The organism is Lysinibacillus sp. RC46 (assembly GCF_041262385.1).
GTDB lineage: Bacteria > Bacillota > Bacilli > Bacillales_A > Planococcaceae > Lysinibacillus.
Genome location: NZ_JBGCCF010000047.1, coordinates 1 through 26,715, shown reverse-complemented (window position 1 = coordinate 26,715; position 26,715 = coordinate 1). Strand labels below are relative to the sequence as shown.

Sequence of the window (26,715 nt, the reverse complement as noted above, 5' to 3'; positions counted from 1 at the left end):
CTATCTCCTATAGGAAATCCAACAGATTCCCCAGTTGTCCGGATCAACTGGAAATTCTATCGGAAAGAGCTCTTACTACTAATATACGAGGGGGATTCATATGGATTATCAAGTTGAGATTTTATTAGAAAATCAGGATGACTTTACTACGTTTTTAAATGCAAAGATTAAAGAGTACAACGATGAACATTCACCGTATCATAAAGAGAGTAGACAAAAGGGTTCTGTTCGTCCGTTAAACCTAATCGTAACCGATGATCAACAGCAATGGATAGGCGGCATCACTGCTGAGGTATATTGGGGATGGGTAGAAATCAATAAGTTTTGGTTTAGTGAAGAATACCGTGGAAAAGGTATTGGTGGACAACTACTGGTGAAAGCTGAAGAAACAGCCAAGCAAATGGGCGCTACGAAGGCATTGCTAACTACATATGACTTTCAAGCACGTACGTTTTATGAAGCGAGGGGCTATGAGGTTGTAGGTGAAATAAAAGATTATCCGCCTGGAAGTAGCTACTATACAATGGTTAAACATCAACTTTAAGTTTAGAAAGGCTGTCTGATTAGCTCTTTGTGACAGCCTTTTGTTATATCCTGATTTATTCTCAAATCACAACGAATCAATCCAGTAGGCTAGTAGAACAAAGATGAGAAAATTAATTTTTGTTAATGTATTATAGCATTAGTAAGATTATGAGTTTGGAGCGAATATCAAATGAGAAAGTATACTTGTCCTTGTTGTGGTTATAAGACTCTTGCAGAAGGAACACTAGACAGTTATGAAATATGTAAAGTTTGCTATTGGGAAGATGATTTCGTACAGAATGAGGACCCAGACTTTGAAGGTGGAGCCAATGAAGTATCTTTGAAGCAAGCGCAAAGGAATTTCAAGATTTACGGAGCAAGTGAGGAAAGGTTTAAAGACAGCGTTGTAGAACCAAGCCTTGGAGGATACGAGAAAGATGAAAATTTTAAATCTCTCTAGAGTTTTTTAGGGGATACTATGCTTTCTTTCACTGACGAGGTGCAAGAGTTTTAAGATCAAGCTACCGAATTCAAAGGTAGCTTTTCTTATTGAGCGAACGGGGCAGTTTAGTTGTATAAGGAAAAACATAGTCTTTGTTGAAATTTATGCAATAATAAATATATTAAAACATAATTCAGGGAGGTTTTTATGCAAACTGCAATACCAGCTACTTCTATGTTTCTAATTATTGGATTGTTCATTTTAGTTCGTAGAATCCGTTCTATGTACAAACCAACCAAAGGCAGAGGAGGGCGATTAATTCTTCCTCTTCTATTTTTAACACCAGGATTTTCATTTTTTCTAAACGCTTCTGGGGACGTCACATACCTTCAATTATCTATAGCAATTTTTTTAGGAGTGGGTTTTTCTATTCCTCTAATTTTATGGTCAGATTATGAAATACGAAATGATGGTTTAATTTATGCTAAGAAAAGTCCTGCTTTTATAATTACTTTCGCCCTTATAATTGCTTTACGTTATTATTTTCGACAACATATTTCTACTATCGAACCAGCTACACTCAATGTGCTAATTTTCTTACTTGCTATTTGTTATTTAATTCCTTGGAGAATAGCTTGCTATATCAAGTATAAAAAGGTTCTTAAACTAAAAAATACAGTCAGTTTTTAGAACTTCGTATATCTCTAACACCCTCCAAAATGAAACAAGAAGTATAAGTTTGTGAATAAATGTACTTAAACTAATAGGTGCTTTCGTATCATATGTTAATACAATGGGTAGTTTTCGAGAAAACGCTTACCTTTTATTGCTTTTGTAATAATCAACTGATAAGAGCTTAGTATAAAAAGGGTTATTCAGTAATAGCGTTAACATATAAATGAATATGGGGGCGAAAAAATGTTTAATAAAGACTCAGAGAAGAATAAAGGATCAAAGAAGAGATTTGAAGAAATCCTTAGAAAATGGTGTGGCTAATGGAAACAGAATAATAGTAGATATAGAAACAGGAGTTCATTATTTATTTAGTTGGAGTGGATATGCGGGAGGAATTACCCCGTTATTGGATAAGGATGGAAAACCAATAATAAAACCAAATAATGAATAACATACTTTATCCTGTTCAACTATAGGGGCTTTAGTTAAATATTCGATATGCGAAATATAAAACATAAAAACAGAGTGGATTCTACACATCTTGTAGATTAACTCTGTTTTTATGTTTTATCAGCAACAATCTTTTAAAAATTTATAGCTAAAAGATGACTAAAAAAACGCCCTAATGTCAAACTTATAATAAAGGGGAGATTTAGCGTGTACTCGATATCAAACTTTAAATTACTTGTTGATAAGCAGACAGAAATTGATACTATTCATCAAAATTGTGACAATTTAATGCAGTCAACGGTAACGCCTAAAATGGATGCTGAAGTCAATACTTTGTTAGATGCCATTAATAAAAAACTAACCGAACAAGGCTTTACAATTACAGTGACATCTACTGGATTAATCGCAAAATATAGTGAAGCAGTTATTAATGTAGACAAGCATTCGAAAGATTTAGAGGAGTGCTTTTTTATTAATTTAAATAATTTTGCGGAGGATCAAGTTTCCATTGTTTTAGACGTTTCCGATACAATGATGCCGAAAATCTCGAATAATCTTGATGGCTATTCTGAGATAATCGAGCAAATGACTGATACTTTAAAGAACGCAAAAAGTCTCGAAAAAGCTTGTACTTCACCTAAGTTTATTTATAAAACGCAAAGCAATATTATTTTTCATTCTGCTGAAGAAGTAGTCAATTATTATTTTCAGTAAAGAAGCAGCCACCCTCATAGATATATAGGGTGGCCGTTACTGGAAGCGCTATTGATTATATATATTCCCGCTACAATATTTTAAACAATAAACTTTCTTCCGAATAATAACAGTATCATCGATAGGATGAAGAAATATAGTGGCATAATCGTCAATGAACCATTGTGCAGGAAACTCATTCCTGATGTTATTAAGCTTACAAGTAAGTAATAGCCTAAGCTGAAAATTGCGCCAGCTGTCCCGATAACGTCCTGAAAGTTGACAAGAGCAAGGCTTAAGCAATTAGGTAGAGCAATCCCTGATCCTAATAACGTTATAAAAATGGTCACTAAAATGCCCATTAGTAAGACAATATTAGGCAATGGTAAGGAACTAACGATTAGTAGTAATAAAGCGCCGACAGTCATCACAGAACAACCGAGATGAATTACTTTCTCCGGCTGATAGTTGCTGATGAGTCTTTTAGAAATCATGGCACCAATAATAGAGGCAAGCGCCACAATTATGCCAAGAAATCCATAAAGTCCTGGTGATAAATTGAAATGGTCAATAAAGATAAAGGGAGCTTCGGCATAGTAACTGAATAGCACACCATTTATCCCACCAATCAGCAATCCAAAGGCAAGTACCCGTGGAGATGAAATAATACGTTTTACAACTGGGAAAATAGCAATTCTTTTTCTCGTTGATTTATCTGTTGTTTCAGGAAGTCTAAAATAAGCGTAGATGAACAACAAAATACTCATCGCAACGAGTACAAAGAAAACAGCTCTAAAGCCAAATCCTTGATCAACCCAGCCACCAATTAGTGGCCCTACTGCAGGGGTAAAGGCAATCACCGCAGAAATTTGCGCAAACATAACATGTCTTTGACTGCCAGATACGCTTTCTCGCAAAATGGTTTGCGTAATTATTGAGCCTGTCGCTGCCCCAAAAGCTTGTATAAATCTACTAACTAATAGAAAAGTAATAGTTTCTGCGTAAAAACACATGAAACTGCCAATACTATAAAAAATTAAACCGCCTAGCATGGCCGGTCTTCGTCCAATAAAATCAGAAAGCCATCCCCAACAAAAGACACCTATAGCAAACCCTATAAAATAAATACTTAAGGTTAACTGTACAGAGCGATTTGAAGCATTTAATGCATCTGAAATATCAGGTAGAGATGGTGTATAGATTGTCTCGCTAATCTGTGGAAAAGCTACAAGAACAATCATTAATAATAAAGATGGTGCTACATGTTTTTTCAACTTATTGCCCTCCTACAAGCAAAATCTACTTCTTTAGAAAAGAGTAGACGTAGCTAGGGAAACGGCGGGACCATTATAAGTATTCGTTCATAAGATGTCATTATTAATCACCTAAATATGCTTAAAGTAGGAGTGCATAGTCTAGCTTCTATTATAGAGATATTTGAAATTTTTTAAAGGGAAATATAGAAATATTTTCTATCACTTGCATACGTTAGGTCTTCATCAGAACGTGGGGTTGATTTCCGTTCCGGCTGGGCGCTTTGTTGTTGCTGACGCTTCGCCTTCGCGCAGAGCAGAGCTTCCTGGGGGCGTCCGATGAGCCGCTTCGCTGCGCTGCAGGGTCTCGGGCCAACACGATGTTGGTCACGAAGGCGTTATCACAGGACGTGATGGTTTTAGCCTTCGTTCCTCTGAATCGCTGATCCCCGAGGAGTCGCCCAGCCTCCACTGCAATCAACTTATTCACATTGCTACGTTTTAAATTGCACTTGTGCACAATAGAGTATATATATATAATGGAAACAAATGTTCTTGTGTGGGGAGAGGGAAGAATGACTACATTTAATCAATTACAGTTAGTATTATTCGATGCAAATGATATTTCGGGATTAATTGCACTTTCTGACTCTGTCGGGTGGGATTACGATGAATCTGAAATTAGAACGGTGATGATGTCAGGTAAAATATTTGGGCACAAAAATGCTGTGGGAAAAATTGTTTCAAGTGCTGCCATTATCACATATGATTCAAATTTAGCTTCGATAGGTATGGTCATTGTACATGAAAATTACAGAGGGCTTGGTTTAGGGAAATTAGCTACTCAAAAATGTATTGAAAGTGTTTCAGAGCATACAGAAATTATGCTCGTCGCAACGAAAGATGGTGAACCGATGTATGCGAAAATGGGCTTTACCACAGTAGATTATGTACATAAATATCTGATTGACAATTATGTCGGTGCCTATAACTTAACTTCTAATGATTATACGATTGAAAATTTTAACGAGCGTGATTTTGCTGATATTGTTAGCTTAGATGCTGCTGCCTTTGGAGATAAAAGAAGTAATTTTCTACGGAATAGGATAAAGCAATCAAAGCAATGTATTGTTGTGAAGGATTATGATGCAAATATTATAGGTTTTGGATTGTCTATTTTAGGGCCAATCAATCTAATTTTAGGTCCGATTATAGCACCTGATTCTAAAACAGCCAGTCTCATAATAAATATTTTAGCGAAAGATCATAATGGAAAATTAAGAATTGATGTACCATATGGTCATGCTGAATTTATACAATGGATAGAGCAAAGTGGCTTTACAGAGGCAAATAAACCTCCTGTTATGATTCTTCACGCCGAGAAAATGCCGATAAGAAATAATACGTTATATGCTATAGCAGCGCAAATTTTTGGATAACATCACTCAAACAAAATGAGCACACTTTCTATTTGGTGTGCTTTTTTGTTTTTAAAGGATTTTACTAGAAGTGTGGAGAATAGGTGATAGTAAAGGAGGAGAATCAATGTTTCCTAATTTAGAGACAGAAAGACTTATTTTAAGAGAACTGACGCAGGATGATGCGGAAAGTGTCTTTAATTGTTTTTCTAATGAAGAAGTCACTCGCTATTATGGCGTTGAGCCGTTTAAAGAGATACAGCAAGCAGAAAATTTAGTGAATTTATTTTCAAAGAACTTTGCTGGCAAAAGAGGGGTAAGATGGGGAATAGAAAGAAAGGAAACAAAGGGTATAATCGGCACAATTGGTTTTAACGCTTGGTCGCCTATCCATAGACGAGCAGAAATCGGTTATGAAATTCATCCTGATTATTGGAGAAATGGATATACTCAAGAAGCGGTTACCGAAATTGTGTCGTATGGCTTTGAACATATGGGGCTTACTCGTATAGGTGCTGTTGTATTTATAGAAAATGAAGCATCGAATAAGCTACTAACTAAAGTGGGTTTTCAAAATGAAGGAATTCTTCGAGATTATATGTATCAAAATGGCCAGGCGCATGATACATTTGTTTATTCCATCTTAAAAAATAGATAAACTCGACATTAACCTACAGAAATATATTTATTAGCATCAATGTATACCTTTTATTGGATAATAAATGATAACTAAGACATGGTTTTGTGCTTGCTTTTTTCGGTTATAGTGCTAGTAAAGGCTAGGGTTTTTATTAGTGGTGAAAAAGTAATAGTAAGGGGCTTTGTGAAATGGGAATACAATATAGCACAGCTTATTTTGAAAAATTGGATTTACTTGAAATTCTATATGCGGGGAAGGCAGCGTTAAAAGAAACGCTACCCACGCACAATGTCAGTAAAAATCATTTAGAACGCTTTGAACAAATAGAAGGGGCCATTGCTAAGCTAAATAAAGAAATTCGAATTCTTGAACTAAATATTATCCAGTCCGTAGATTCAAAATAAATTGAACAAAAAACTCATGCAAAAAATAATTGCATGAGTTTTTTGTATGGCTTCACTCGAATTTAAACTTCCCTTTCTTTCATATCAGAACTTAATCCTTCTGCTGAAACATCTTCTTCTATATAGGAACTACGTTTTACTACAGATAGAAGTAATACTAAAATACTTACAACAGCCATCCAGCATAATGTAACTGCTGCAGAGCTCCAAAGTTTTCCACTGAAGAAAAGAATCTCCTTTAATCCTTCAAACATAAAGCGGAATGGTAACCATGGATAAATCCAATCAGCGTAAAAACTAGGTAACATTTCTGGTGCAATTTGTAGAAGCGGTAAACCAAAGAACATTAAAAGTACGAAAATTGGTAAACTCGCAAATTGAATCCATGTAGTGATAGCTAGTATTAATAATATAAATGTTGCGCAAGTCAGTGATAAAAATAGAGCAACATGGTGAAAATCTGCAAACTCATAATCCAGCATCCAAGTGGAGTACCAAGTTAATAAATAGCCTCCAAATAAACCAATGATCATGGCAATCAATGCCTGAAATCCTCGGAATTTAAGTTGCTCCAATACAGAATTAAACTTGCGATTTCTACCCGTAAACCATAAAAGAATAGCACTGATTAAACTACTCATCCAAATAGGCTGGAAGAATGAAAGTGGTGCATTGCTTAATTTACCGGTTTCATGCACATTGACTATTTCACTTTGGATAGGCGTTGAATAAGTGCGTGCTTGATTAGCGTTTAACGGAATATTATTTTTTTTAGTAATTGCTAATAATTGGGCGCTGACATTGTCATTCATTTTTTCAACCATTGTAGATAAAGCTTGTGTAACCATAGTTGCAACGTTTGCATTTTTCCCTTGGTTTATATAAATTTTTAGCATTGCTGATGTAGGGGTTGGTGATTGGAATGAAGCGTACTTTTCAGAGAAATCTATAGGGATATAAATAGCTCCATACAATTCTTGATTCGCTAATTTTTCTTTCATTTCTTGTTCATTTTTTAATACTGCCCATTTAAACGGTGATTCCTTTGTCGCTTGTGAATTTTTTTGTATCATCTCGACAAAAGTTTGCCCCATGTTACCTTCATCCTCAAGAACAAGACCGATTGGAAGATCTTTAGGTGATGAATGGGCACCAGGGATTTGTGTTGCTACAAAAATGAAGGATAATAAGAGTACAGCCACAAACGCTATACCGAAAAACTTATTTTCTTTCATGAAAATTCTCCTTTCAGATAATGTACATCGTGTTGATTATTTCTAAGTTTGATTATATACTCTAAAAAAATCACTTCCTATAATCAAAAGCAGCCAAAGTGTTCAATACTCAACATATAAATAAATGTGTTCATTAAAAGGGAGGAATGACTCTATGTCAAAAACAGATCGACGAATTATACGAACGAAAAATGAAATTAAACAAGCATTTTTCTCTTTGCTTTCTGAAAAGAACTTTGAAGCTATCACCGTTCGAGATATTACGGAGCGTGCCAATATTAATCGAGGAACTTTTTATCTACACTACGTGGATAAATACAATTTATTAGAACAGTACGAGAACGAAATTTTTGAAAAATTCAACGTCATTTTAGATGAAACTACAAATTTAGAGTTGGATGTCAATCAGTTTTTAGATGAACGATTACCTGTAATGATCCGAATCTTACATGTGTTTTATGAAGAAGCTGATTTCTTAAAATTAATTTTAAGTCCAAATGGTGACCCTTTTTTTCATGAAAAAATGAGACAGTTTTTTGTGAGATATTTCAATACTTTTCTAGTTAATCGTATTGATAAAAGCAAATGGAGGTTTCCAATCGAATTAATATTAGCGTATAACTCAAATGCCATTTTAGGAGTTATTACGTACTGGCTACAACGCGATACGCAACAATCACCAGAGGAAATCGCTACTATGTTAATGGAAACAATGCTAAAAGGAACTTTTGAAGCTAGTGGATTACGTTCAATTATTGAAAAAGATAGTGAGTAGGGGGATAAATTTGTGAAGAAGTGCTGAAGAAGTATAGAAGGCTAGTAGTATGATGAATCTAATCAATATTTAAAAACGAATGATATTTTCCATTGAGTTACAAAATTAGTTGTATGATAAGTTAAATGGATAATCGTGTTATAATCGTACTTAAAGAACTATCATGGCGATGGGGGATCTTAAAATGAAAACAAAAAGAGTTGGCATTTTACTTTATGATTATGTAGATGTTTTAGATTTTACTGGCCCAGCAGAAGTACTAGCACTGACAACTAAGAATAAAGTCGAGGAAGCTCTTACTCTTTATAAAAAAGAATTATTACCTACGAAACCATTTGAAGTATTTACCATTTCGGAAACTGGGGAGCAAATTAAAACGCATTCAGGAATAAAAGTAGTACCTGACTTTAGTTTTGACAATAGTCCTGAATTAGATATTCTAATCATTCCAGGGGGACCTTTAAGAGCTGTGCAATCTATAATTAAAAACAATAAAATTCAAGAGTGGATTATCAAACATAAAAATAGTGAATACATATGCTCAGTTTGCACGGGTGCGTATATTTTAGGACATACTGGATTATTAAATGGCAAAAAAGCCACTACTCATCATTTAGCATTAAAAAATTTACAAGAAAAATACCCTGAGATTCAAGTAGTATCAGAAAGCAAAGTTATTCATGATAGTAACCTCATAACTTCTGGAGGTGTCTCATCAGGAATTAATATGGCTTTATATCTTGTTGAGCAAATTATGGGGAAATCTGTAGCGGAGCGAACAGCTAAAACTATTGAATTTGCACTTTAATATAACTGTGTCATCTAAACAAATGGCCAAGATTCACTTTTTAACTGTATCTCAATTGTTGCACTACGAACAATTTGGATACAGTTTATTTTTTTAAAAAGCAAAGTAAACACTCTCAAAATCAGAACGGATACTTCTGTGATAAGAATAACTTATGGAAATTAATAATTAACATTGATTTCACTTATGTACAAAATGGTTGTAAAATAATGTTAGCAAGAATATCCATCAAGATTGGCATAAAAAACAGAAAAGAGTGATGAAGATGGGCATTGATTTTCACAATAAAGACAATCAAACTACTTATACAACTCGACAAGCTGACCATTCGTGGATGGAAGCAATGAAAGAACTTGTCCCTATCATGAATACTTCTAAGGCTGCAGATATTGGCTGTGGCGGAGGCATTTACTCGAAAGCATTAGCAAATATGGGCGTACCTTCTGTAATAGGTGTGGATTTTTCACAGGCTATGCTCGTTGGGGCTAAAGAAAACTGTAAAGACTATCATACTATTACTTTCAAGCAAGGAAATGCATTGGCTACAGGCTTGGACAATGACAGCTTCCAGTTAGTACTGGAAAGAGCTTTAATTCATCATATCCGAGATTTAAAGGATTGTTTTCAAGAGGCATACAGAATTTTGGAGGATAAAGGGGTTTACATTATCCAAGACCGGACACCTGAAGATTGTTTATTAAAAGGTGATGACCACCATATTAGAGGCTATTTCTTTGAGCGTTTTCCAAAATTAAAGGAGCAAGAAATAAAACGCAGACATAGTAGTGAGCTAGTAGTTGAGACACTTAAGGCAATTGGGTTTAGCGAGATTAAAGAAGTAAAGCTATGGGAAACAAGAAATGTCTATGAACAGAAAGAGCAATTGTTAAAAGATTTACGGGAAAGAACAGGCAGAAGTATTTTGCACGAATTAGACGATGAAGAATTAAATGAATTAGTGAATTATATTGATAAGTCGATTTCAATTGAAGGTTCTATAGTTGAAAAGGACAGATGGACCATTTGGAAAGCTGTGAAATAATCAATTCTTTATAAAGTGTTGAGGGGAGTTATCCGTCGGTAGAGTGGTTCAATCCGTCAGTTAGGCATTTCTATCCCTCGATTCAATAAAAAGAAGCTCTCGTCGCTTTTCAAACGAGAGCTTTTAACTATTTATTTACCTACTAAAGCGAGAAGGTATTTATCTCGATCTGCTTCCTCCTGCATTTTATTATCGACCAGCATTGCACCGTTTCTCACATTTGTCATATCACGGTCAACTAAAAATTGAACATTCACTTTCGCGGCTTTATTATCGACAGGACATTCTCCTTTAAATTCTACAACGTCCTGCCCTTTTTGAGTTTCAAAATAAACCCAGTATGGATTTTGACAAGCGTTAGCAAAGCCCGATTCTATTGTTTTACTACTATTTTCGAATGAATAGTTTTTTACATATGTAATATATTCATTATCTGTAATGTCCTTTTGTGGACCGTAAAAATACCAGAACACCCCTAAAATTCCGATTGGCACAATCCACAGTATATTCCTTTTGCTTAATTTTCCCATATTGGAAGCCCCCTTTATAAAAATATTTTATCATCTTTATACTGATTTTTGCTAGTTTACTATAATATTTTCTAGTTTAGGATTTAATATTGTAGATAATGATTTGGGGGAGATATGGATTTTTTCAGTTTCATCTGTGTTTTGTTGATGAATGGAAACTATGAGGCGTATGATGACGTCATGTATGAAAGGGTAAGCAAGTATTCAACTGGAAACAGCGCATATTTGAAAACTTTAATTTACTGAGAAATTAAAAGCAAGGAGATTTAAAAATGAATTATGAAGTATTTCAATGGATTAATGATTTAGCTGGTCGCTATCCTTTACTAGATAAAGGGATGATTTTCATCACTGATAGCGTTCCTTATGTCGTAATCGTATTTATGTTATTTTTATGGTTTACAGCAAACAAAGAAAAAAGGACAGAAAAACAATATACTGCTTTTTACATTGTCTTTACATGTTTACTTGGATTGGGTTTAAACGCACTCATTCACTTTGTCAACTATCATCCACGACCATTCATAACGTATAATGTTCATCAGTTAGTACCACATGCTGACGATTCTTCATTTGTAAGTGATCATTCAGTATTAGTATTCTCTTTAGCATGTACGTTGCTATTACGAAAAGACTCGTGGAAGTATCCTGTATTAGTATGGGCTATCCTAGTAGGGATTTCACGTATCTTCGTCGGAGTACATTATCCAGCCGACGTGATTGGAGGAGCCCTTCTGTCATTTGGGGCAAGCTTTGTCATTATCAAGTTCTCCAAAATATTGGAGCCGGTTGTACAAGTTCTGTTCAATATCTATAACAAACTAACGAAACATATCCCTTTTTTAGCGAAGTTCGGCCATAAAGATCTGAGTCATGGGAATAAATAATGCAAAGATGAAGAGTCGCATTTTAATGCGGCTCTTTATTTTGTTAACAAAAGAATAAATATAAAATCATATGTATCAATAAATAAAGGTTTTAATTTCAATGCGAATTGGCACTATCATACATTCTGCAATTTGTAGGACAGTTCTTCCTTTTTCATTAAATATGATCCGCTACTATGGCTCTGTTAAATGAAACTATTGATATTTGAAACCTACCTGAAATCTTAGTATAATTAGTCGGAATATTGGTACTTTTAGGTTTGTAGAGGGAGGGTTGCTTAAGTATGAGGTGGAAGACATTAAAATCAGAGTTTTTATATAAGAGTGAATTTGGTAATTTAAGAAAAGATAGATGTCAACTTCCTAATGGCTTAGTCATTGAAAATTACCATGTAAATGAATACAGTGATTGGGTTAATGCGGTAGTTATTACAAAAGATAAAAAGCTTGTTTTAGTTAAACAATACAGATATGCAGCTAACGGAATTTTTCTAGAGATACCTTCAGGCAAAATAGAAGAATGGGAGACTAATCAAGAAGGAATTCTGAGAGAAGTTAAAGAGGAAACTGGATATATTTCTAAAATAAAACCGATTTTATTAGGAGAATATTTCGTGAATCCCGCTACACAGAATAATAAAGTTATAACGTATCTTATCTTAGATGCATATAAGGCATATGAGCAAGATTTAGATGATACTGAAAATATTGAAGTTAATTTAATTGGTTTTGATAGTTTTGAAAGCTTGTTTAAAAACAAGAAAATTCTAACTCAAATGTTTTCAATAAGTGCTTACTACATGGCTAAAGACTATATGCGAACAAATAGACTTATTAAATATTGATATGGTTCCCCTATGGTAGACAGAAAAGAAAGTAAATTAATCTGTCTATTATATGGGATTGTTTATGGCACATTTTGAACAGGAACTCAAGGACTATATTCACTATTACAATCACAAACGAATGAAGAGAAAATTAAAAGACCTAAGCCCGGTGGTTACCTCTCAGGTCTTAGAAGATGCTTAACTAAATATGTCTAACTTTATTGGGTCAGATTATATTTTTACCAGTTTTTTAAAAGTCTCAAAATCTAACTTTTAATTGGTACCCATAATTCAACTTCGCATTCATTGGATTTCCATTCAAAAGTACTTCAAGAATTTCTTTTTCGCTATATTTCGAAACATTGTATTTATTTGTAAAAATCTCATTTTCAAGTTTATCAAATAAGAGCCTTGAAATTCCATCATTTGTAGTAAGTACTACATAAGATTGTGAAGATATTTCTAAGTGAAGGGATTTTTTAATTTGTGCAATTGTACATAAAAAATATTGCACTTTTATTTTAATAACTTAACTTTCGAACTCAAAAAAAATGTATCTGGTACTAACTTAAAAGATCAGATGCAATTTTTTTATTAGTGTTCTTCTTGAGCCAACATGTGCAATTATTGAAGATACAATGAACTGTTCCGGAAGTTGTAGCTTTAGAAGGGGATACCGCCAACATTTAAAGATTTTAGTAAGTGATATTTTAAATTGTTTAAAGTAAAATAGTAGTAAGGTATTTCATAATAAACTCAACTAATCTGATTAGTTGAGTTTTATGTTTATATATTAAAAAGTTACTAAAATATTTTAAAGAAGATGTGATGATTAATGGGGAAAATCGCCATTTTGGCAGAGAAACCATCTCAAGCAAGAGCTTATGCTGATGCATTTAAAATTAAACAAAAAGAGAAAATATTTATTGAATTGGAACCTTGTTCTACTTTTCCTGAAGGTGCAGTAATTACCTGGGCAGTTGGTCATCTTGTTGAATTAAAGGAACCAAAAGAATATCAAAAGGAATGGGAGAAATGGTCGCTTGGATCATTACCTATCATTCCACAAAAATTTGAAGATAAAGTTGTCTCTAAAATGTATTCACAATTTAATGCAGTAAAAAAAATCTTTAGTGATCCGCAAGTAACAATGATTTATAACTGCTGTGATAGTGAACGTGAAGGTTCAAATATCTTCTACTCACTTTTAAAAATGACAAAAGTAAATAAGCCTGTTAAACGATTATGGATCAATTCATTAGAAGTTGAGGAAATTCGAAAAGGTTTTAATAATATGCAAAGTAATGAGCGTGATCTGCTCATGTACCAAGAAGCAAAAACACGTCAAATTAGCGATTGGTTAGTAGGCATGAACTGTAGTCGCCTATATACGCTACTTTTACAAAAAAAAGGCTTTAAGGGTAGTATCTCCATCGGACGTGTGCAATCGCCAACCGTATATTTAATTTATAAAAGACAACAGGAAATTGAACATTTCAAGCCTGAAAATTTTTATGAAATTGAAGGGATCTTTAAAGCACAAAATGGTGTATATAAAGGGAAGGCAAAGTTAAAAACAAAAGAGCGTGCAGAGGCTGTGCAATTATTGCAACAACATGGGGTTGAACCGATGGATACAGGTCTAATTACGAGTGTAACGAACAAAACGAAGCGTATTGCACCACCCAAACTACATGCGTTATCAACATTACAAGCCAACGCCAATAAACGTTGGAAATACAGCCCGTCGCATGTGTTGAAACTTACGCAATCACTTTATGAGAAAAAGCTCGTTTCTTACCCACGTACCGATTCACACCTCATTACACATAATGAGTTTGCCTATTTAAATGAATCATTGGCAAAATATCAGCAGCTCGTTGGAAAGCCATTTAATGCGATTAATCGCGGGAATAACAAACGCTATGTCGACAGTGCCAACGTTGGGGAGCACTATGCTATTATTCCAACGAAAAAAGTGCCAACAGAAAAAGCGTTACAATCAATGAATGCTGATGAAAGAAATATTTATTTCGAAATAGTCAATACGACACTCGCCATGTTTCACCAAGATTATGAATACGATGAAAAAACGATTATAACGAATGTCAAAAATTTAGAGTTTAAAACGGTAGGGAAAACAGAACTTGTAAAAGGTTGGAAAGAATTGTTTTTAAGTGAAAAAGGGATGCAAGAGCGTGAGGAATCGTTACCTGTTGTTTTCCAAGATGAAATGGTACAAAGTAAGGTTTCTATTCTAGAAGGCACAACTACGCCTCCTAAGCCTTATACAGAAGGGCAACTCATTACGATGATGAAAACATGTGGTAAATCAGTTGAGGATGAAGAAGAAATCGAGGTGCTGAAATCGATTGAAGGTATTGGTACAGAAGCAACTCGAAGTGGCATTATAGAGACCATTAAAAAGCATGGATTTATTGAAGTACGAAAAAACATAGTGAGCGTTTTGCCGAAAGGGGAGCTTTTATGTCGGGCTATCGAAGGGACATTACTTTCAAGTCCATCTATGACTGCAAAATGGGAAATTTACTTAAATAAAATTGGTCGTGGAGAAGGCTCTGCAAAACATTTTATTGAAAGCATAGGCAAGTTTATTACTCAATTAATAGCGGAGGTACCTAAACAATTAGAGTCACTTTCAATTGAAGCTGAGCAGTTTAAACCAGCTGCTGTGAAAGATATTGTGCCATGTTCGACATGCAAAGTAGGAAAAATAGGTTTGCGTAAAAGTTTTTACGGTTGTTCGAATTATAAAAATGGTTGTAAGCAAACGTTCCCAGAAAGGTTACTAGGAAAAAAACTAACTGAAAAGAACATTAATGATTTATGTAAGATTGGTAAAACAGCTGTGGTTAAAGGGTTTAAGTCAAAGAATGGTAAACAATTTAATGCGTCACTTCGTTTGGTAGAAGGAAAAATTGAATTTGAGTTTAATGAAAAGTAATTGCGGATGAGATTTTTTTCACCGTCAATGCCGTTCAGACGATTAAAAATAGTGAAGATGTGACACTCAGCAAAGTAACACGAGCGAAGAAGAAATTTGAAGTAGTAGGGAAATGCCCATTATGTGGTCATAGCGTGATCGAAGGACAAAAAGGCTTCGGCTGCAGTAACTGGGAAAAGGGCTGTAAATTTGTCATCTGGAAAAACGATGAATTTTTAGCCGCGAAGAAGAAGAAGCCTACCAAAACAATGGTGAAGAAATTGCTAGCCGATGGAACGGTATTGGTAAAAGGCTTAACAAGTAAAAAAGGTTCTAAATTCGATGCTCAATTAAAATATGAAAAAAATACTGACAACGAATATTTTAGTTGGAAGATGGAATTTGAAAAAAAGGATTAAAATTAAGCATTTATGAATCTTGTTGAATTAATTCTCACTACCCTAAACAATTATTTTATGAAATGAAGGTTATCTCAACCTAATGACTTCCAAGTAGAAAAGAAAATCCTTTGTATTTTTATAATTTCCATTTATAAAAATAGATAACCAAAATAGAATGAAAGATTTGTTAGTAGATCATGTAGAGTGTTGCCCTCACTGATATTGAATATCGAGACTAATAGCGTACTATGAGGAATTTGTATAGTAAGGTAAGATAAATTATTGTCTAAATTTATTTTATTTTTCCAATAGTAATTAATGTTTAACAGTTCTATTTTCTGGCTATTAATCTCTCGTTTATTACTATTTTTACTTTAATGTAATATATAATGTAATTGCTATCTGGAAAATATTCTGATATTGTTCCTCTTATAACTTAATAATTTTTGTTGGTGCGAATGACATTGTTCGTTTGCTTAAAAGGGAAATCGGTGCAAATCCGATGCTGTCCCGCAACTGTAATGGAGAGTCTATACAATATGTCACTGTAGCGAGCTATGGGAAGGCGTATAGATGATGAACCTAAGCCAGGAGACCTGCCAATAAAAGCAACAAACTTACATAGAACCACGAGGATGGTTGTAGTGACTGGGAAGAGACGCCCTTTATTTAACTATGACATCCTCTTGTAGACAAGGGGATTTTTTTATGCCCTTTGCTTTAAGAGAGGAGAGCGTTTTGAAGAATCCAACAACTAGAAAAATCAACCTACTCTTATTAGTGTTGACTGGTGTCGTTCTAATATCCTTGACGTTAGCGATAATGGTAGGCTCTGTGTCTATAACACCTAGTATTGTATGGCGCATTATTTTATCGCATATCCCGTTCAATCCACTTGGCATTACAGAAGATTGGAGTCGTTCGCAGGAAATCATCATCTGGCAAATTCGTACTCCCCGCGTAGTACTTGCCATAATAGTCGGAGCGGGTCTTGCAATTTCGGGAGCTGCTATTCAAGCTTTAGTTCGCAACTCAATCGCAGACCCCTATATTTTAGGTGTATCTTCCGGTGCATCTGTCGGGGCGACGTCTGTTATTTTACTGGGCGCTTTTTCATTTTTAGGTATGTATGCGCTATCACTTGCGGCTTTTATAGGTGCGACGATTGCAGTACTAATCGTGTTTTTCTTAGCACGAGTTGAGGGGCGAATTTCAGTTATTCGATTATTATTAGCCGGAATTGCCGTGTCACTAGTTTTGTCAGCAATGACGAATTTTATGCTGATGATGGCGAAAGAAGAGGGCGGTATAAAGGCAGTGATGTATTGGATGATGGGAAGTCTGGCTGGAGCGAAATGGGTAAATTTAATGATTCCGTTCGTTGTTTTAACGGTCGTCTACGTAATTTTACGTCTTCATGCACGTCATTTGAATTTACTTTTACTAGGCGAAGAATCTGCTGTTACGCTGGGGATTAATTTAGAGAAATTTCGATTGCTACTAATTCTATTAATTTCCCTATTAACAGGTGTCCTTGTTGCTGTAAGTGGTGCAATTGGCTTTATAGGACTGATTATTCCACATATCGTACGCATGATTGTCGGCTCAAATTATAAGTTTGTACTGCCAGTCAGTGCATTAATTGGTGCGATATTTTTAATATGGGCTGATGCAGCTGCGCGTATTGTGATTGCACCTGAGGAAATGCCGATTGGAATTATTACTGCTTTATGCGGATGCCCATTTTTTATATGGATGTTGCGTAAGCAAATGTATTCTTTCGGGGAGGAAAATTAGATGGTATACGTAGCAAAGAACCTTACTTTTGCCGTGCAGCAGGTGAAAATATTAAACAATGTTTCTGTACATATTCAAGAACGCGAGTTTGTGGGCATAATTGGACCTAATGGCAGTGGGAAATCGACCCTATTAAAAAATATGTATCGTATGCTACAACCTCAAGAGGGAGAAGTATTTTTATTTAATGAAAATATTTACAAGCAATCTTCAAAGGAGATAGCAAAGCAACTAGCCGTCGTAGGGCAGGAAACACCAGTGCTTTTTGAGTTTACTGTTAAGGATCTTGTTGCAATGGGACGTACACCGCATAAAAGGCTTATGGAAGTGGATACAAAAGAAGATCTAGCTATTGTCGAGGAATCGATGCAGCAAGCAGGCGTACTGCATTTAAGTGAACGTACTTTTAGTTCATTATCTGGTGGTGAGAAAAAACGAGTCGTTGTTGCAAGGGCTTTGGCGCAACAGGCTAAGGTTATGGCATTAGATGAGCCAACGAATCATTTAGATATTCAGCATCAACTCCAGCTTATGGATTTAATACAGAGCTTGCCGATTACGGTCATTGTAGCCTTGCATGATTTAAATATTGCAGCAACTTATTGCGATAAAATTTATGTTTTAAAGGACGGAGAAATTGCGGCGTATGGAACTCCGTTTGATGTATTAACACCCTCATTGCTACAAAAGGTGTTTGGTGTACATGCAGAAGTTAATGTACATCCTGTCACGAAAAAGCCGCATATTTATTATATATCTGAGCAATTTTTATAGTTAGTTTAAGAGACTTAGATTTCTTTCAATATATTTTTTAGAAAAAAGGAGAAGTAGACATGAAGACATTAAAAAGCGTATGGCTTGTTCTTGCAATCGCAATGCTAAGTATTTTAGCGGCTTGTGGTAACGAGGAAAAACAGGATTCAGCATCGCAAAGTGAACAAGTAGAACCAGCAAAAGCAGGAGCAACGGAAGTAACGATTGACAATAACGATACGACACAAGTCTATTCGCAAGCACCTAAAAAAGCAATTAGCTTAAATCAGCATGTGACAGAGATTATGCTAGCGTTAGGCTTAGAGGATTCAATGGTCGGAACAGCATATTTAGATGATGCAATTTATCCACCGTTACAGGCAGCTTATGATAAAGTTCCGGTACTAGCTGAGCAATACCCAACAAAGGAACAAGTGATTGATGCAGGAGCAGATTTTTTATATGCAGGCTGGAAAAGCGGGTTTAGTGAGAAGGGTGTTGGAACACCAGAAGAACTAGAAGCACTTGGCATCCACACTTATTTACATACATCTTCAAGCATTAAAAATCCTAAGTTAGAGGATATTTTCGGCGATATTCGTAACATCGCCAAGATATTCCATGTGGAAGAGCGTGGAGAAAAGTTAATTGAGCAAATGACAAAAGATGTAGAGGATATTCGTACGAAGCTTCCGCAAGAGGAGGGGAATTTACGTATTCTTGTATTTGATAGTGGTGAGAAAGAAGTTTTCACTGCTGCCCAAAACTTCATGAATGAACTTGTGACAGTAGCAGGTGGAAAAAATATTTTTGGGGATGTTGAGTCTGGCTGGACAACCGTTTCAAAAGAAGATGTAGTTGAGCGCAACCCGGAAGTTATCGTTGTAATTGACTATGGTTCAACTACTGCTGAAGAAAAAATTAATTTCCTAAAAAATGATCCGGCACTAAAAGAAACGGAAGCGGTATTAAACAAACGTTTCGTTATTTTACCACTATCAGCAGCGTCTGAAGGTGTTCGTGCGGCTGAAGCAATACAAATTTTGGCACAAGGATTTTATCCAGAAAGCTTTCAATAAAGAAGAGGAGCTAGCCATGTGCTAGCTTTTTTTATAGGAGGAGGGTAAAAATGACTATAAATGCTTTTAGCCATAATATTCCTGAAAAAACATTTGCTAAGTTAAACATAGAAGGTGAATTTACGCGTCTTGCTGTGAGTCCTGGCATTATCAACAAACATTATACACCAGCACAATTTCAAACAATCGCAGAGGTAGTCGGAGTGAGTGGCGCTATTAAATATTCTGCATCCTACAGTATACTACTATCTGTACCGACAATAGAATTAACGACTGCCAAAAGGAAGTTGGAAAAGGCGGGCTTATATATTGCAAAGCAAGGACAGATTGTAACTATGAAGGCTTGTGATTTTTGTGATGGCGATAAAATGGAGGCAGCACAGATTACAGAGGAGCTGTATCAGCAGCTTGAAGGCTTGGAAGTACCAAGCAGGATTCGCATTAATATGAATGGCTGTGCATCAGCTTGCTATAATGCCGTATATGATGATATTGGGCTTGTATATCAGAAAGATAGCTTTGATGTGTATTTAGGGGCTGTTCCGATGGGTAAAAACGCACAGGCAGGGGAGCTTTTTGTGAAGAAAGTGTCTGTACAGCATATCGAAAATCTTTTACAGGAAATAATTAGGGTCTATAAAGAACTTGCTCGCCAAAAAGAACCATTTTATAAGTTTTACAAGAGAACAAAAGCAGCAGACTACTGGCAAACGATAAAAAATTACCCAGGTAGAGTGATTGTAGATTGATTTACAACTAAAATTGTAGAAGGAGATATGTGATGACTACTATTAGAGAAATTGGAAGCTTATGTGTTACTGATAGAGATGGTTACATTATTAACCATTCAGACTGGAATAAAATCAACCCAATTTTTCTTCCTGTGATATACGATGTGGTTAATACGTATTCCACTCATCTTCAAGATGACTTACATAGTGTATACATAAGAGGATCTATTCCAAAAGGGATAGGTATTGAAGGCGTAGCTGACTTAGACACAATAGCGGTTACAAAACAAAACCCTAATAAACTGCAGTTAAAGCGGATAAAAGAAGTGGAACAAGAATTAAATCAAAAACATACTTGTGTAGATGGTATTGAACTAAGTTTTTACGGCATAGAAGATATTTTAAATTCGTCATCTTTTTCAATAATTAGTTTCATACTTAAAACCCATGGAATATGTGTGTTTGGAGAAGATTTGATACCTCAATTACCAAGATATAAAGCTGACGAAGCTTTAGCAAATGACCACCTTATTCATTTGCAAGGTCAAATTAAAAATGCCTGTGATGATCTTCAAGATAATTCTGATATAGAGGATATTAAAGATTGTTGCAAGTGGATTATGAAAATTATTGTAAGAGCAGGACTTGGACTTGTCATAACTAAAGCAAACACATATACAAGGGATTTATATCCTGCTTATAAATTGTTTTCGGAATATTTCCCTGAAAAGGAAAGGGACATGAAAAAAGCACTTGAATATGCCATAACACCCATAATAGATACAAACTTATTGTTATCGTTTTTAAATGAATTTGGAACGTGGATGGTTAGTGAAGCTGAAAAATGGCTAAAATCCTATAACCCTAATAGAGAATTAAACATGAAAATATAATCTAATTAATAACTTGCGAAATTCGAATTTGGAATTAGCTTTGTTTTAGCCTATATTATTACGTTATAACAGACGGAATTGATTCCACATACAGAAAAAGGTAATCCTATCTTAGTCATGTCTAATATGGGATTACCTTTTATTTTGAAGCATTTTTAGATTTTAGGTCAATCGTATACTGCAAATAAAGTTTGATCATTTTCTATTTATGTTGCTCTACAATTGCGCCCAATCATATATTATTATTTATTGATTTGTCTTTAAATTCTTTCCAATATACTGGACAATCTTGCGAAGTTCAGTAGATGATGGGCGTCTAAATGGACTTGTTTGTTTTTGTTGATAAAGTAGTTGTCCATTTTCATCAACTAGGAAATAAGCTGGCTCTCCATGCGTACCATGATCCTCATAGGGTGCTTCTTCTCCGTGATAAAACACATCATATGCTTTTAATGTTTTTAACTCTTCATCTGCTAAGACGGTAAAGGTAAGATTGTGCTCATCAACCATTTTCTTTAAATTTTCCAATTGATCCGTTGAGATTGTAATTAGATGTACATTCTTGTCTTCAAAATAACTTTTGTTTTCTTCAAGCTCTTTTAAGTCATGAAGACAAACAGGGCACCATGATCCTCTGAAAAAGATAATGAGATGCCAACTTTTATGCTGGTTTTGATGAGATACAAAAGAGAATTCTTCGCCGTTGACTGCTGGAAGAGTAAAATTGGGTACTTTGTCACCCAAATTAAATGTAGACATACTTATCCTCCTGAAAATTGTAAATTCTTATTGAGCTCTAGTACGGATTTGGAACTCCTTTATATTCTTTCCTTTTCTAAATTAGATATGTAAAATTTAAGGCCTAACTAAACTGCACAAAAACCGTTTCTTCCAACAAATTCCGAGCTGTAATTTTTTTCGTATTCAGGCTTAGAAAAGTGAAATGAACATTATTATTTGTCATTTCTTAGCATACTTTATTTCAAAGCAACACCACTTATTTTCATAACTAAAAAGTGGTTTTGCTTTTTTGTTGAATTTTTTGCAGTCAATATGGCAAACTGAATACGGAGATAAATCTGAACATGATCCATCTTTCACCTAATGGCATAAGCGTCTTACGAATAAATTGTTAAGTACGCCATGCTACATATGGGGGACACTATAACTTGTTTTATATACTAAAGTTAGCAGGCTAACAGTTCGGAGGTAGAAAATTGAGCAAAAGGAGATCAGTTGGGTTAGAGTTGCGTACATTGTCACTCTTAATGAGAAGACAATTGGATCAAACTATATGTACTATGCAAACGGAAAGAGATAACCTTACTGCCATGCATGGTTGGACGATTGGTTATCTTTACAAAAATCAAGATACAGATGTGTTTCAAAAAGATTTTGAACGAGAATTTTCTATTCGCAAATCAACAGCGTCTAGAATACTGAAATCTATGGAAAGTAATGGATTGATTACTAGGCAAACTGTTCCTTATGATTCAAGACTCAAAAAAATTGTCTTAACAGAAGATGCGTTGAAAATACATGATAGTATCATGACACGTAGAGTAATGCTTGAACAACAATTACTAACAGGTATCCCGGAAGAGAAACTTGAAGTTTTTTTTGAAGTGATGGATGCTATGAAAGAGAATATTGAATCTTGAAGAAGATGCTATTTTTGAATTTTTATCACTATATAGTTAGCATGCTAACTAAATGAGGGGACTGCATACATGTTAAAAATATTTAAATACTTAAAACCAAAAGAATGGACGCTAATTGTAGCCAGCATAGTGTTCATAGTAGGGCAAGTTTGGCTGGATTTGAAGTTGCCGGATTATATGGCTAAAATTACGACCCTTGTACAAACAGAGGGTAGTAAAACGAGCGAGATATGGACAGCTGGAGGGAAGATGCTTTTATGTGCCCTTGGCAGTATGATATTGGCAATCATCGTGGGCTATTTTGCGGCAAAGGTAGCAACGTCTCTTTCGAAGGAATTGCGAAAAGGGGTATTTAACAAAACTTTATCTTTCTCTATGGAGGAGATTAATGGTTTTTCAATCGCAAGTCTAATTACTCGTTCTACTAATGATATAACGCAAATACAGCAAACTGTTGCAATGGGTCTTCAAGTTATGATTAAGGCTCCTATCCTTGCAACATGGGCTATTTTGAAGATCATGGGGAAAAGTTGGGAGTGGTCAGCGGCAACAGGAGTAGCTGTCATTGTTTTACTTATTTTGATAGGTAACCTAATCATCTTTGTGCTACCGAAATTTAAAGTCGTTCAAAAACTGACAGATAATCTTAACCGAGTAACAAGAGAAGGTTTAACCGGTATTCGTGTTGTTCATGCTTATAACGCACAAGGGTATCAGGAAGAAAAGTTTGAAAAAGTAAATAACAATTTAACGGATACAAATCTTTTTGTGAACCGCCTTATGGCCCTTATGCAGCCGGGGATGGGTCTGATTATGTCGGGTTTAACCCTTTCAATCTATTGGATTGGAGCGCATTTAATTAATAATGCAGCGGGTATGGATAGAATTGGTAAGTTTAGTGATATGGTCGTATTTTCATCTTATGCAATGCAGGTAGTTATGGCATTTATGCTATTATCAATGACATTCATTTTGCTACCGAGAGCAGCAGTATCTGCAGCACGTATTAATGAAGTACTAAATACACCTCAGACAATTATTGATGGCGCAACGCAATCGTCGCCTAAGGGAATCGAAGGTGAAATCGAACTGCGTAATGTTAGTTTTAAATATCCTGATGCAGAAGACTATGTTTTAAAGGATATTAGCTTTACAGCACATAAAGGCGAAACTGTTGCTTTTATCGGTTCTACGGGTAGTGGTAAGAGTACGCTAATTAATTTAATCCCAAGATTTTACGATGCTACTGACGGAGAGGTATTAGTCGACGGCATTAATGTGAAAGAATATGCACATGAAGCTCTTTATAATAAGCTTGGCTACGTTTCTCAAAAAGCCGTATTATTTTCAGGTACGGTAAAATCTAATGTTGCCTATGGTGATAACGGTCAGACTTCATCAACAGATGAGGAAATCAAAAAAGCGGTGGAAATTGCTCAAGGGCAAGAATTTGTGGAGAAAATGGACGGTGAATATGAAGCGGCTATTGCGCAAGGCGGAACAAATCTTTCAGGAGGACAGAAACAACGTCTTTCTATTGCAAGAGCAGTGAATAGAAACCCAGAAATCTTTATTTTTGATGATTCGTTCTCTGCCCTAGATTATAAAACAGACCGTCAACTTCGTTCTACCTTGAAAAAAGAAACGAAAGGTGCAACTTCTTTGATTGTGGCACAGCGAATTGGAACGATTAAAGATGCTGATAAAATCATTGTTCTTGATGAAGGTAAAATCGTTGGTATGGGGACACATAGTGAATTATTGAAAACTTGTAACACTTATCAGGAAATCGCCTATTCGCAGCTATCGAAGGAGGAGTTGGAAAATGAGTAATACACAAACAAATAAGCCCCGAAGAGGTCCAGGTGGTCCAGGTCCTATGATGGCTCCTGGAGAAAAGCCAAAGAATTTTAAAAAGCCTATGGGAAAGTTGATTGCCTATTGTAAACCTTATTTACCAGCCATCATCTTTGCCATTGTATTGGCAGTTGCAGGAACAATTTTCACGATCATTGGACCAAATAAGCTGAGTGAGATCACCGATTTGATAATGGATGGCATGACCGGTGAGATTGATATTACGGCAATAGGAAAAATCGGTCTGTTACTTGCTATTTTGTATGGATTGAGCTTTGTATTCAATTATATTCAGGCGTTTATTATGGCTACTATTACGCAGCGAGTTTCCAAAAGGTTACGTTCAGATATTTCGAACAAAATTGATAGATTACCATTGAAATACTTTGACTCTACAACCTACGGAGATGTGTTAAGTCGTGTCACGAATGATGTGGATATGATTGGACAGTCTCTAAACCAAAGTATTGGTTCGTTAGTGACAGCGGGAGTAATGTTCTTTGGATCTTTAATTATGATGTTCTATATTAATGTTACGATGGCTCTTTCTGCTATTGCTGCGACTTTCGTTGGATTTATATTCATGACATTTATTATATCCAAATCCCGAAAGTACTTCGTACGCCAGCAGCAGGACCTTGGTAGAATAAATGGCCATATTGAAGAAATCTATTCAGGGCATAATGTCATGAAGGTTTATAACGGTGAAAAAGCGGCCACGCAAGAATTTAACGAAATCAATGAAAGTCTTTTTAATAGCGCTTGGCGAGCACAGTTTATGTCAGGGATGATGATGCCACTCATGATCTTTATTGGAAATTTAGGTTATGTTGTTGTGTGTGTAGTAGGAGCTGCATTAGTAGTGAAAGGTTCTATTACATTTGGTGTTATTGTTTCATTTATGGTGTATATCCGCTTATTTACGCAGCCGTTGTCTCAATTAGCACAGGCCGCTACAAGCCTGCAGTCAACTGCCGCAGCAAGCGAACGTGTATTTGAGTTCTTACAAGAAGAGGAGCTTAAAGATGAAAGTGAAAAGAAAGTCACTTTAGATGCTAAAGATGTAAAAGGTAATGTAGAATTTAAAAACGTTAAGTTCGGATATACGAAAGAACAACTTATTATTAAAGATTTTTCTGCTCATATAGAAGCCGGTCAAAAGGTGGCCATCGTCGGACCTACTGGGGCTGGTAAAACAACGCTTGTTAATCTTCTTATGCGTTTCTATGAAGTAGACAGTGGGGAAATCATGATTGAGGACGTATCGACTAAGTCTATTACTCGTAAAAATGTTCACGACTTATTTTGCATGGTGCTGCAAGATACTTGGTTATTCGAAGGTACCATTAAGGAAAATATCATTTATAACAAAGAACATGTAACCGATGAAGAAGTAGTTGCAGCTTGTAAGGCGGTAGGTTTGCACCACTTTATTCGAACGTTGCCAAAAGGTTATGATACAGTTTTAAATGATAATACAAGTTTATCTGTAGGACAGAAACAGCTTATTACGATTTCAAGGGCAATGGTTAAAAAAGCACCATTGCTTATCTTGGATGAAGCTACTAGTTCCGTTGATACGCGTACTGAAGCACTTATTCAAAAAGCAATGGATAAATTGATGGTGGGCAGAACATCATTTGTCATTGCGCATAGACTTTCAACAATTAAAAACGCCGATTTGATTTTAGTTATGAAAGACGGAGATATTATTGAAAGTGGTAATCATGAAGAACTGCTTGCAGAAAAAGGATTCTATGCGGATCTATATAATAGTCAGTTTGAAGATGCTTCATAATATTGAATGACATCTATTCGCTTTTGGCTACTAGGGCAGTGTGTCGCTTCGTAAGTAAGAAGGATTGTTACAAATAAGATTGAAAAAATCACCTCGTTCCTTGAGGGCACTGAAAAAGTCCATATCTTCTCACATTGCGAGGTATTCAACGATTAAATCGTTGAATACCTCGCTTTTTTCATTTGGCACTGTGACTC

The 26,715-nt window shown here is 35.4% G+C and carries 26 protein-coding genes, 2 pseudogenes and 1 riboswitch; of the genes and pseudogenes, 24 read left to right on the top strand and 4 right to left on the bottom strand.

The features are described 5' to 3' along the window. Positions 1-100: 100 nt before the first annotated feature. From ABH966_RS25345 to ABH966_RS25325, 5 genes are all read left to right on the top strand, one after another. Positions 101-544 (top strand): GNAT family N-acetyltransferase, encoded by a 444-nt coding sequence (locus tag ABH966_RS25345; RefSeq protein ID WP_370083357.1) that lies wholly within the window; start codon positions 101-103, stop codon positions 542-544. Between the two features lie 171 nt (positions 545-715). Then, positions 716-985 (top strand): CPCC family cysteine-rich protein, encoded by a 270-nt coding sequence (locus ABH966_RS25340; protein WP_370083356.1) that lies wholly within the window; start codon positions 716-718, stop codon positions 983-985. 189 nt (positions 986-1,174) lie between these two features. After that, entirely contained in the window at positions 1,175-1,657 is a 483-nt protein-coding gene (locus tag ABH966_RS25335) for a CcdC family protein (protein WP_370083355.1), read from the top strand. A gap of 208 nt (positions 1,658-1,865) precedes the next feature. Continuing rightward, a complete protein-coding gene (locus ABH966_RS25330; protein WP_370083353.1) occupies positions 1,866-2,093 on the top strand; it encodes a DUF6440 family protein in 228 nt (75 codons plus the stop codon). A gap of 206 nt (positions 2,094-2,299) precedes the next feature. Continuing rightward, a complete protein-coding gene (locus ABH966_RS25325; protein ID WP_370083351.1) occupies positions 2,300-2,806 on the top strand; it encodes a hypothetical protein in 507 nt (168 codons plus the stop codon). 80 nt (positions 2,807-2,886) lie between these two features. Here ABH966_RS25325 and ABH966_RS25320 read toward each other — a convergent pair whose 3' ends face one another. Further along, entirely contained in the window at positions 2,887-4,059 is a 1,173-nt protein-coding gene (locus ABH966_RS25320) for a multidrug effflux MFS transporter (protein ID WP_370083350.1), read from the bottom strand. Positions 4,060-4,613: 554 nt separating this feature from the next. On the opposite strand from ABH966_RS25320, the gene ABH966_RS25315 reads away from it, so the two are divergent. The 3 genes from ABH966_RS25315 to ABH966_RS25305 all read left to right on the top strand — a co-directional run bounded on the left by ABH966_RS25315 (position 4,614) and on the right by ABH966_RS25305 (position 6,500). Further along, positions 4,614-5,477: a GNAT family N-acetyltransferase gene (locus ABH966_RS25315; RefSeq protein ID WP_370083348.1), complete on the top strand. Its 864-nt coding sequence runs from the start codon at positions 4,614-4,616 to the stop codon at positions 5,475-5,477. Between the two features lie 106 nt (positions 5,478-5,583). Further along, positions 5,584-6,114: a GNAT family N-acetyltransferase gene (locus ABH966_RS25310; RefSeq protein ID WP_370083346.1), complete on the top strand. Its 531-nt coding sequence runs from the start codon at positions 5,584-5,586 to the stop codon at positions 6,112-6,114. Between the two features lie 170 nt (positions 6,115-6,284). Further along, positions 6,285-6,500: a hypothetical protein gene (locus ABH966_RS25305; protein ID WP_370083344.1), complete on the top strand. Its 216-nt coding sequence runs from the start codon at positions 6,285-6,287 to the stop codon at positions 6,498-6,500. A 62-nt stretch (positions 6,501-6,562) separates the two neighbouring features. On the opposite strand, the gene ABH966_RS25300 is transcribed toward ABH966_RS25305, so the two are convergent. Beyond that, positions 6,563-7,735, bottom strand: coding sequence for a YhgE/Pip domain-containing protein (locus tag ABH966_RS25300; protein ID WP_370083342.1), 1,173 nt, complete (start codon positions 7,733-7,735; stop codon positions 6,563-6,565). Positions 7,736-7,889: 154 nt separating this feature from the next. Between ABH966_RS25300 and ABH966_RS25295 the strand changes: the two genes are divergently transcribed. The 3 genes from ABH966_RS25295 to ABH966_RS25285 all read left to right on the top strand — a co-directional run bounded on the left by ABH966_RS25295 (position 7,890) and on the right by ABH966_RS25285 (position 10,360). Then, a complete protein-coding gene (locus ABH966_RS25295; protein WP_370083340.1) occupies positions 7,890-8,510 on the top strand; it encodes a TetR/AcrR family transcriptional regulator in 621 nt (206 codons plus the stop codon). A gap of 184 nt (positions 8,511-8,694) precedes the next feature. After that, the gene (locus ABH966_RS25290; protein ID WP_370083338.1) at positions 8,695-9,318 is read left to right on the top strand and encodes a DJ-1/PfpI family protein; all 624 of its coding nucleotides are present in this window, start codon (positions 8,695-8,697) and stop codon (positions 9,316-9,318) included. A 265-nt stretch (positions 9,319-9,583) separates the two neighbouring features. Further along, on the top strand, positions 9,584-10,360 hold the full coding sequence (locus ABH966_RS25285) for a class I SAM-dependent methyltransferase (RefSeq protein WP_370083336.1): 777 nt from the start codon (positions 9,584-9,586) through the stop codon (positions 10,358-10,360). 131 nt (positions 10,361-10,491) lie between these two features. On the opposite strand, the gene ABH966_RS25280 is transcribed toward ABH966_RS25285, so the two are convergent. After that, positions 10,492-10,890 (bottom strand): glucosamine 6-phosphate synthetase, encoded by a 399-nt coding sequence (locus ABH966_RS25280; protein WP_370083334.1) that lies wholly within the window; start codon positions 10,888-10,890, stop codon positions 10,492-10,494. Between the two features lie 272 nt (positions 10,891-11,162). On the opposite strand from ABH966_RS25280, the gene ABH966_RS25275 reads away from it, so the two are divergent. The 10 genes and pseudogenes from ABH966_RS25275 (at position 11,163) to ABH966_RS25230 (ending at position 21,202) form a co-directional block, all read left to right on the top strand. After that, positions 11,163-11,777 carry an undecaprenyl-diphosphatase gene (locus tag ABH966_RS25275; protein WP_370083332.1) on the top strand — a complete coding sequence of 205 codons (615 nt, stop codon included), beginning with the start codon at positions 11,163-11,165 and terminating at the stop codon, positions 11,775-11,777. Positions 11,778-12,061: 284 nt separating this feature from the next. Further along, the gene (locus ABH966_RS25270; RefSeq protein WP_370083330.1) at positions 12,062-12,622 is read left to right on the top strand and encodes an NUDIX hydrolase; all 561 of its coding nucleotides are present in this window, start codon (positions 12,062-12,064) and stop codon (positions 12,620-12,622) included. A gap of 64 nt (positions 12,623-12,686) precedes the next feature. After that, positions 12,687-12,806: pseudogene (locus tag ABH966_RS25265) on the top strand (IS3 family transposase); the annotation flags it as partial. Between the two features lie 633 nt (positions 12,807-13,439). Beyond that, entirely contained in the window at positions 13,440-15,569 is a 2,130-nt protein-coding gene (locus ABH966_RS25260) for a type IA DNA topoisomerase (RefSeq protein ID WP_370083328.1), read from the top strand. Positions 15,570-15,586: 17 nt separating this feature from the next. Next, positions 15,587-15,967, top strand: a pseudogene (locus tag ABH966_RS25255) (topoisomerase C-terminal repeat-containing protein); the annotation flags it as partial. Positions 15,968-16,382: 415 nt separating this feature from the next. After that, positions 16,383-16,567, top strand: a riboswitch (cobalamin riboswitch). Positions 16,568-16,687: 120 nt separating this feature from the next. After that, positions 16,688-17,746: a FecCD family ABC transporter permease gene (locus ABH966_RS25250; protein WP_370083326.1), complete on the top strand. Its 1,059-nt coding sequence runs from the start codon at positions 16,688-16,690 to the stop codon at positions 17,744-17,746. After that, positions 17,747-18,520, top strand: coding sequence for an ABC transporter ATP-binding protein (locus tag ABH966_RS25245; protein ID WP_370083324.1), 774 nt, complete (start codon positions 17,747-17,749; stop codon positions 18,518-18,520). It abuts the gene before it with no gap. A gap of 59 nt (positions 18,521-18,579) precedes the next feature. After that, positions 18,580-19,578 carry an ABC transporter substrate-binding protein gene (locus ABH966_RS25240; RefSeq protein ID WP_370083322.1) on the top strand — a complete coding sequence of 333 codons (999 nt, stop codon included), beginning with the start codon at positions 18,580-18,582 and terminating at the stop codon, positions 19,576-19,578. Positions 19,579-19,628: 50 nt separating this feature from the next. Then, positions 19,629-20,327: a precorrin-3B methylase gene (locus tag ABH966_RS25235; protein WP_370083320.1), complete on the top strand. Its 699-nt coding sequence runs from the start codon at positions 19,629-19,631 to the stop codon at positions 20,325-20,327. 32 nt (positions 20,328-20,359) lie between these two features. Further along, the gene (locus tag ABH966_RS25230) at positions 20,360-21,202 is read left to right on the top strand and encodes a nucleotidyltransferase (RefSeq protein WP_370083318.1); all 843 of its coding nucleotides are present in this window, start codon (positions 20,360-20,362) and stop codon (positions 21,200-21,202) included. A 246-nt stretch (positions 21,203-21,448) separates the two neighbouring features. Here the strand turns inward: ABH966_RS25230 and ABH966_RS25225 are convergent, their stop codons facing one another. After that, on the bottom strand, positions 21,449-21,961 hold the full coding sequence (locus ABH966_RS25225; protein WP_370083316.1) for a peroxiredoxin family protein: 513 nt from the start codon (positions 21,959-21,961) through the stop codon (positions 21,449-21,451). 521 nt (positions 21,962-22,482) lie between these two features. Here ABH966_RS25225 and ABH966_RS25220 point away from each other — a divergent pair. From ABH966_RS25220 to ABH966_RS25210, 3 genes are all read left to right on the top strand, one after another. Next, positions 22,483-22,863, top strand: coding sequence for a MarR family winged helix-turn-helix transcriptional regulator (locus tag ABH966_RS25220; RefSeq protein ID WP_370083314.1), 381 nt, complete (start codon positions 22,483-22,485; stop codon positions 22,861-22,863). A gap of 69 nt (positions 22,864-22,932) precedes the next feature. Next, positions 22,933-24,696: an ABC transporter ATP-binding protein gene (locus ABH966_RS25215; RefSeq protein WP_370083312.1), complete on the top strand. Its 1,764-nt coding sequence runs from the start codon at positions 22,933-22,935 to the stop codon at positions 24,694-24,696. Continuing rightward, positions 24,689-26,518 carry an ABC transporter ATP-binding protein gene (locus tag ABH966_RS25210; protein ID WP_370083310.1) on the top strand — a complete coding sequence of 610 codons (1,830 nt, stop codon included), beginning with the start codon at positions 24,689-24,691 and terminating at the stop codon, positions 26,516-26,518. The genes ABH966_RS25215 and ABH966_RS25210 overlap by 8 nt, the downstream gene beginning before the upstream one ends. The last annotated feature ends 197 nt before the right edge of the window (positions 26,519-26,715 follow it).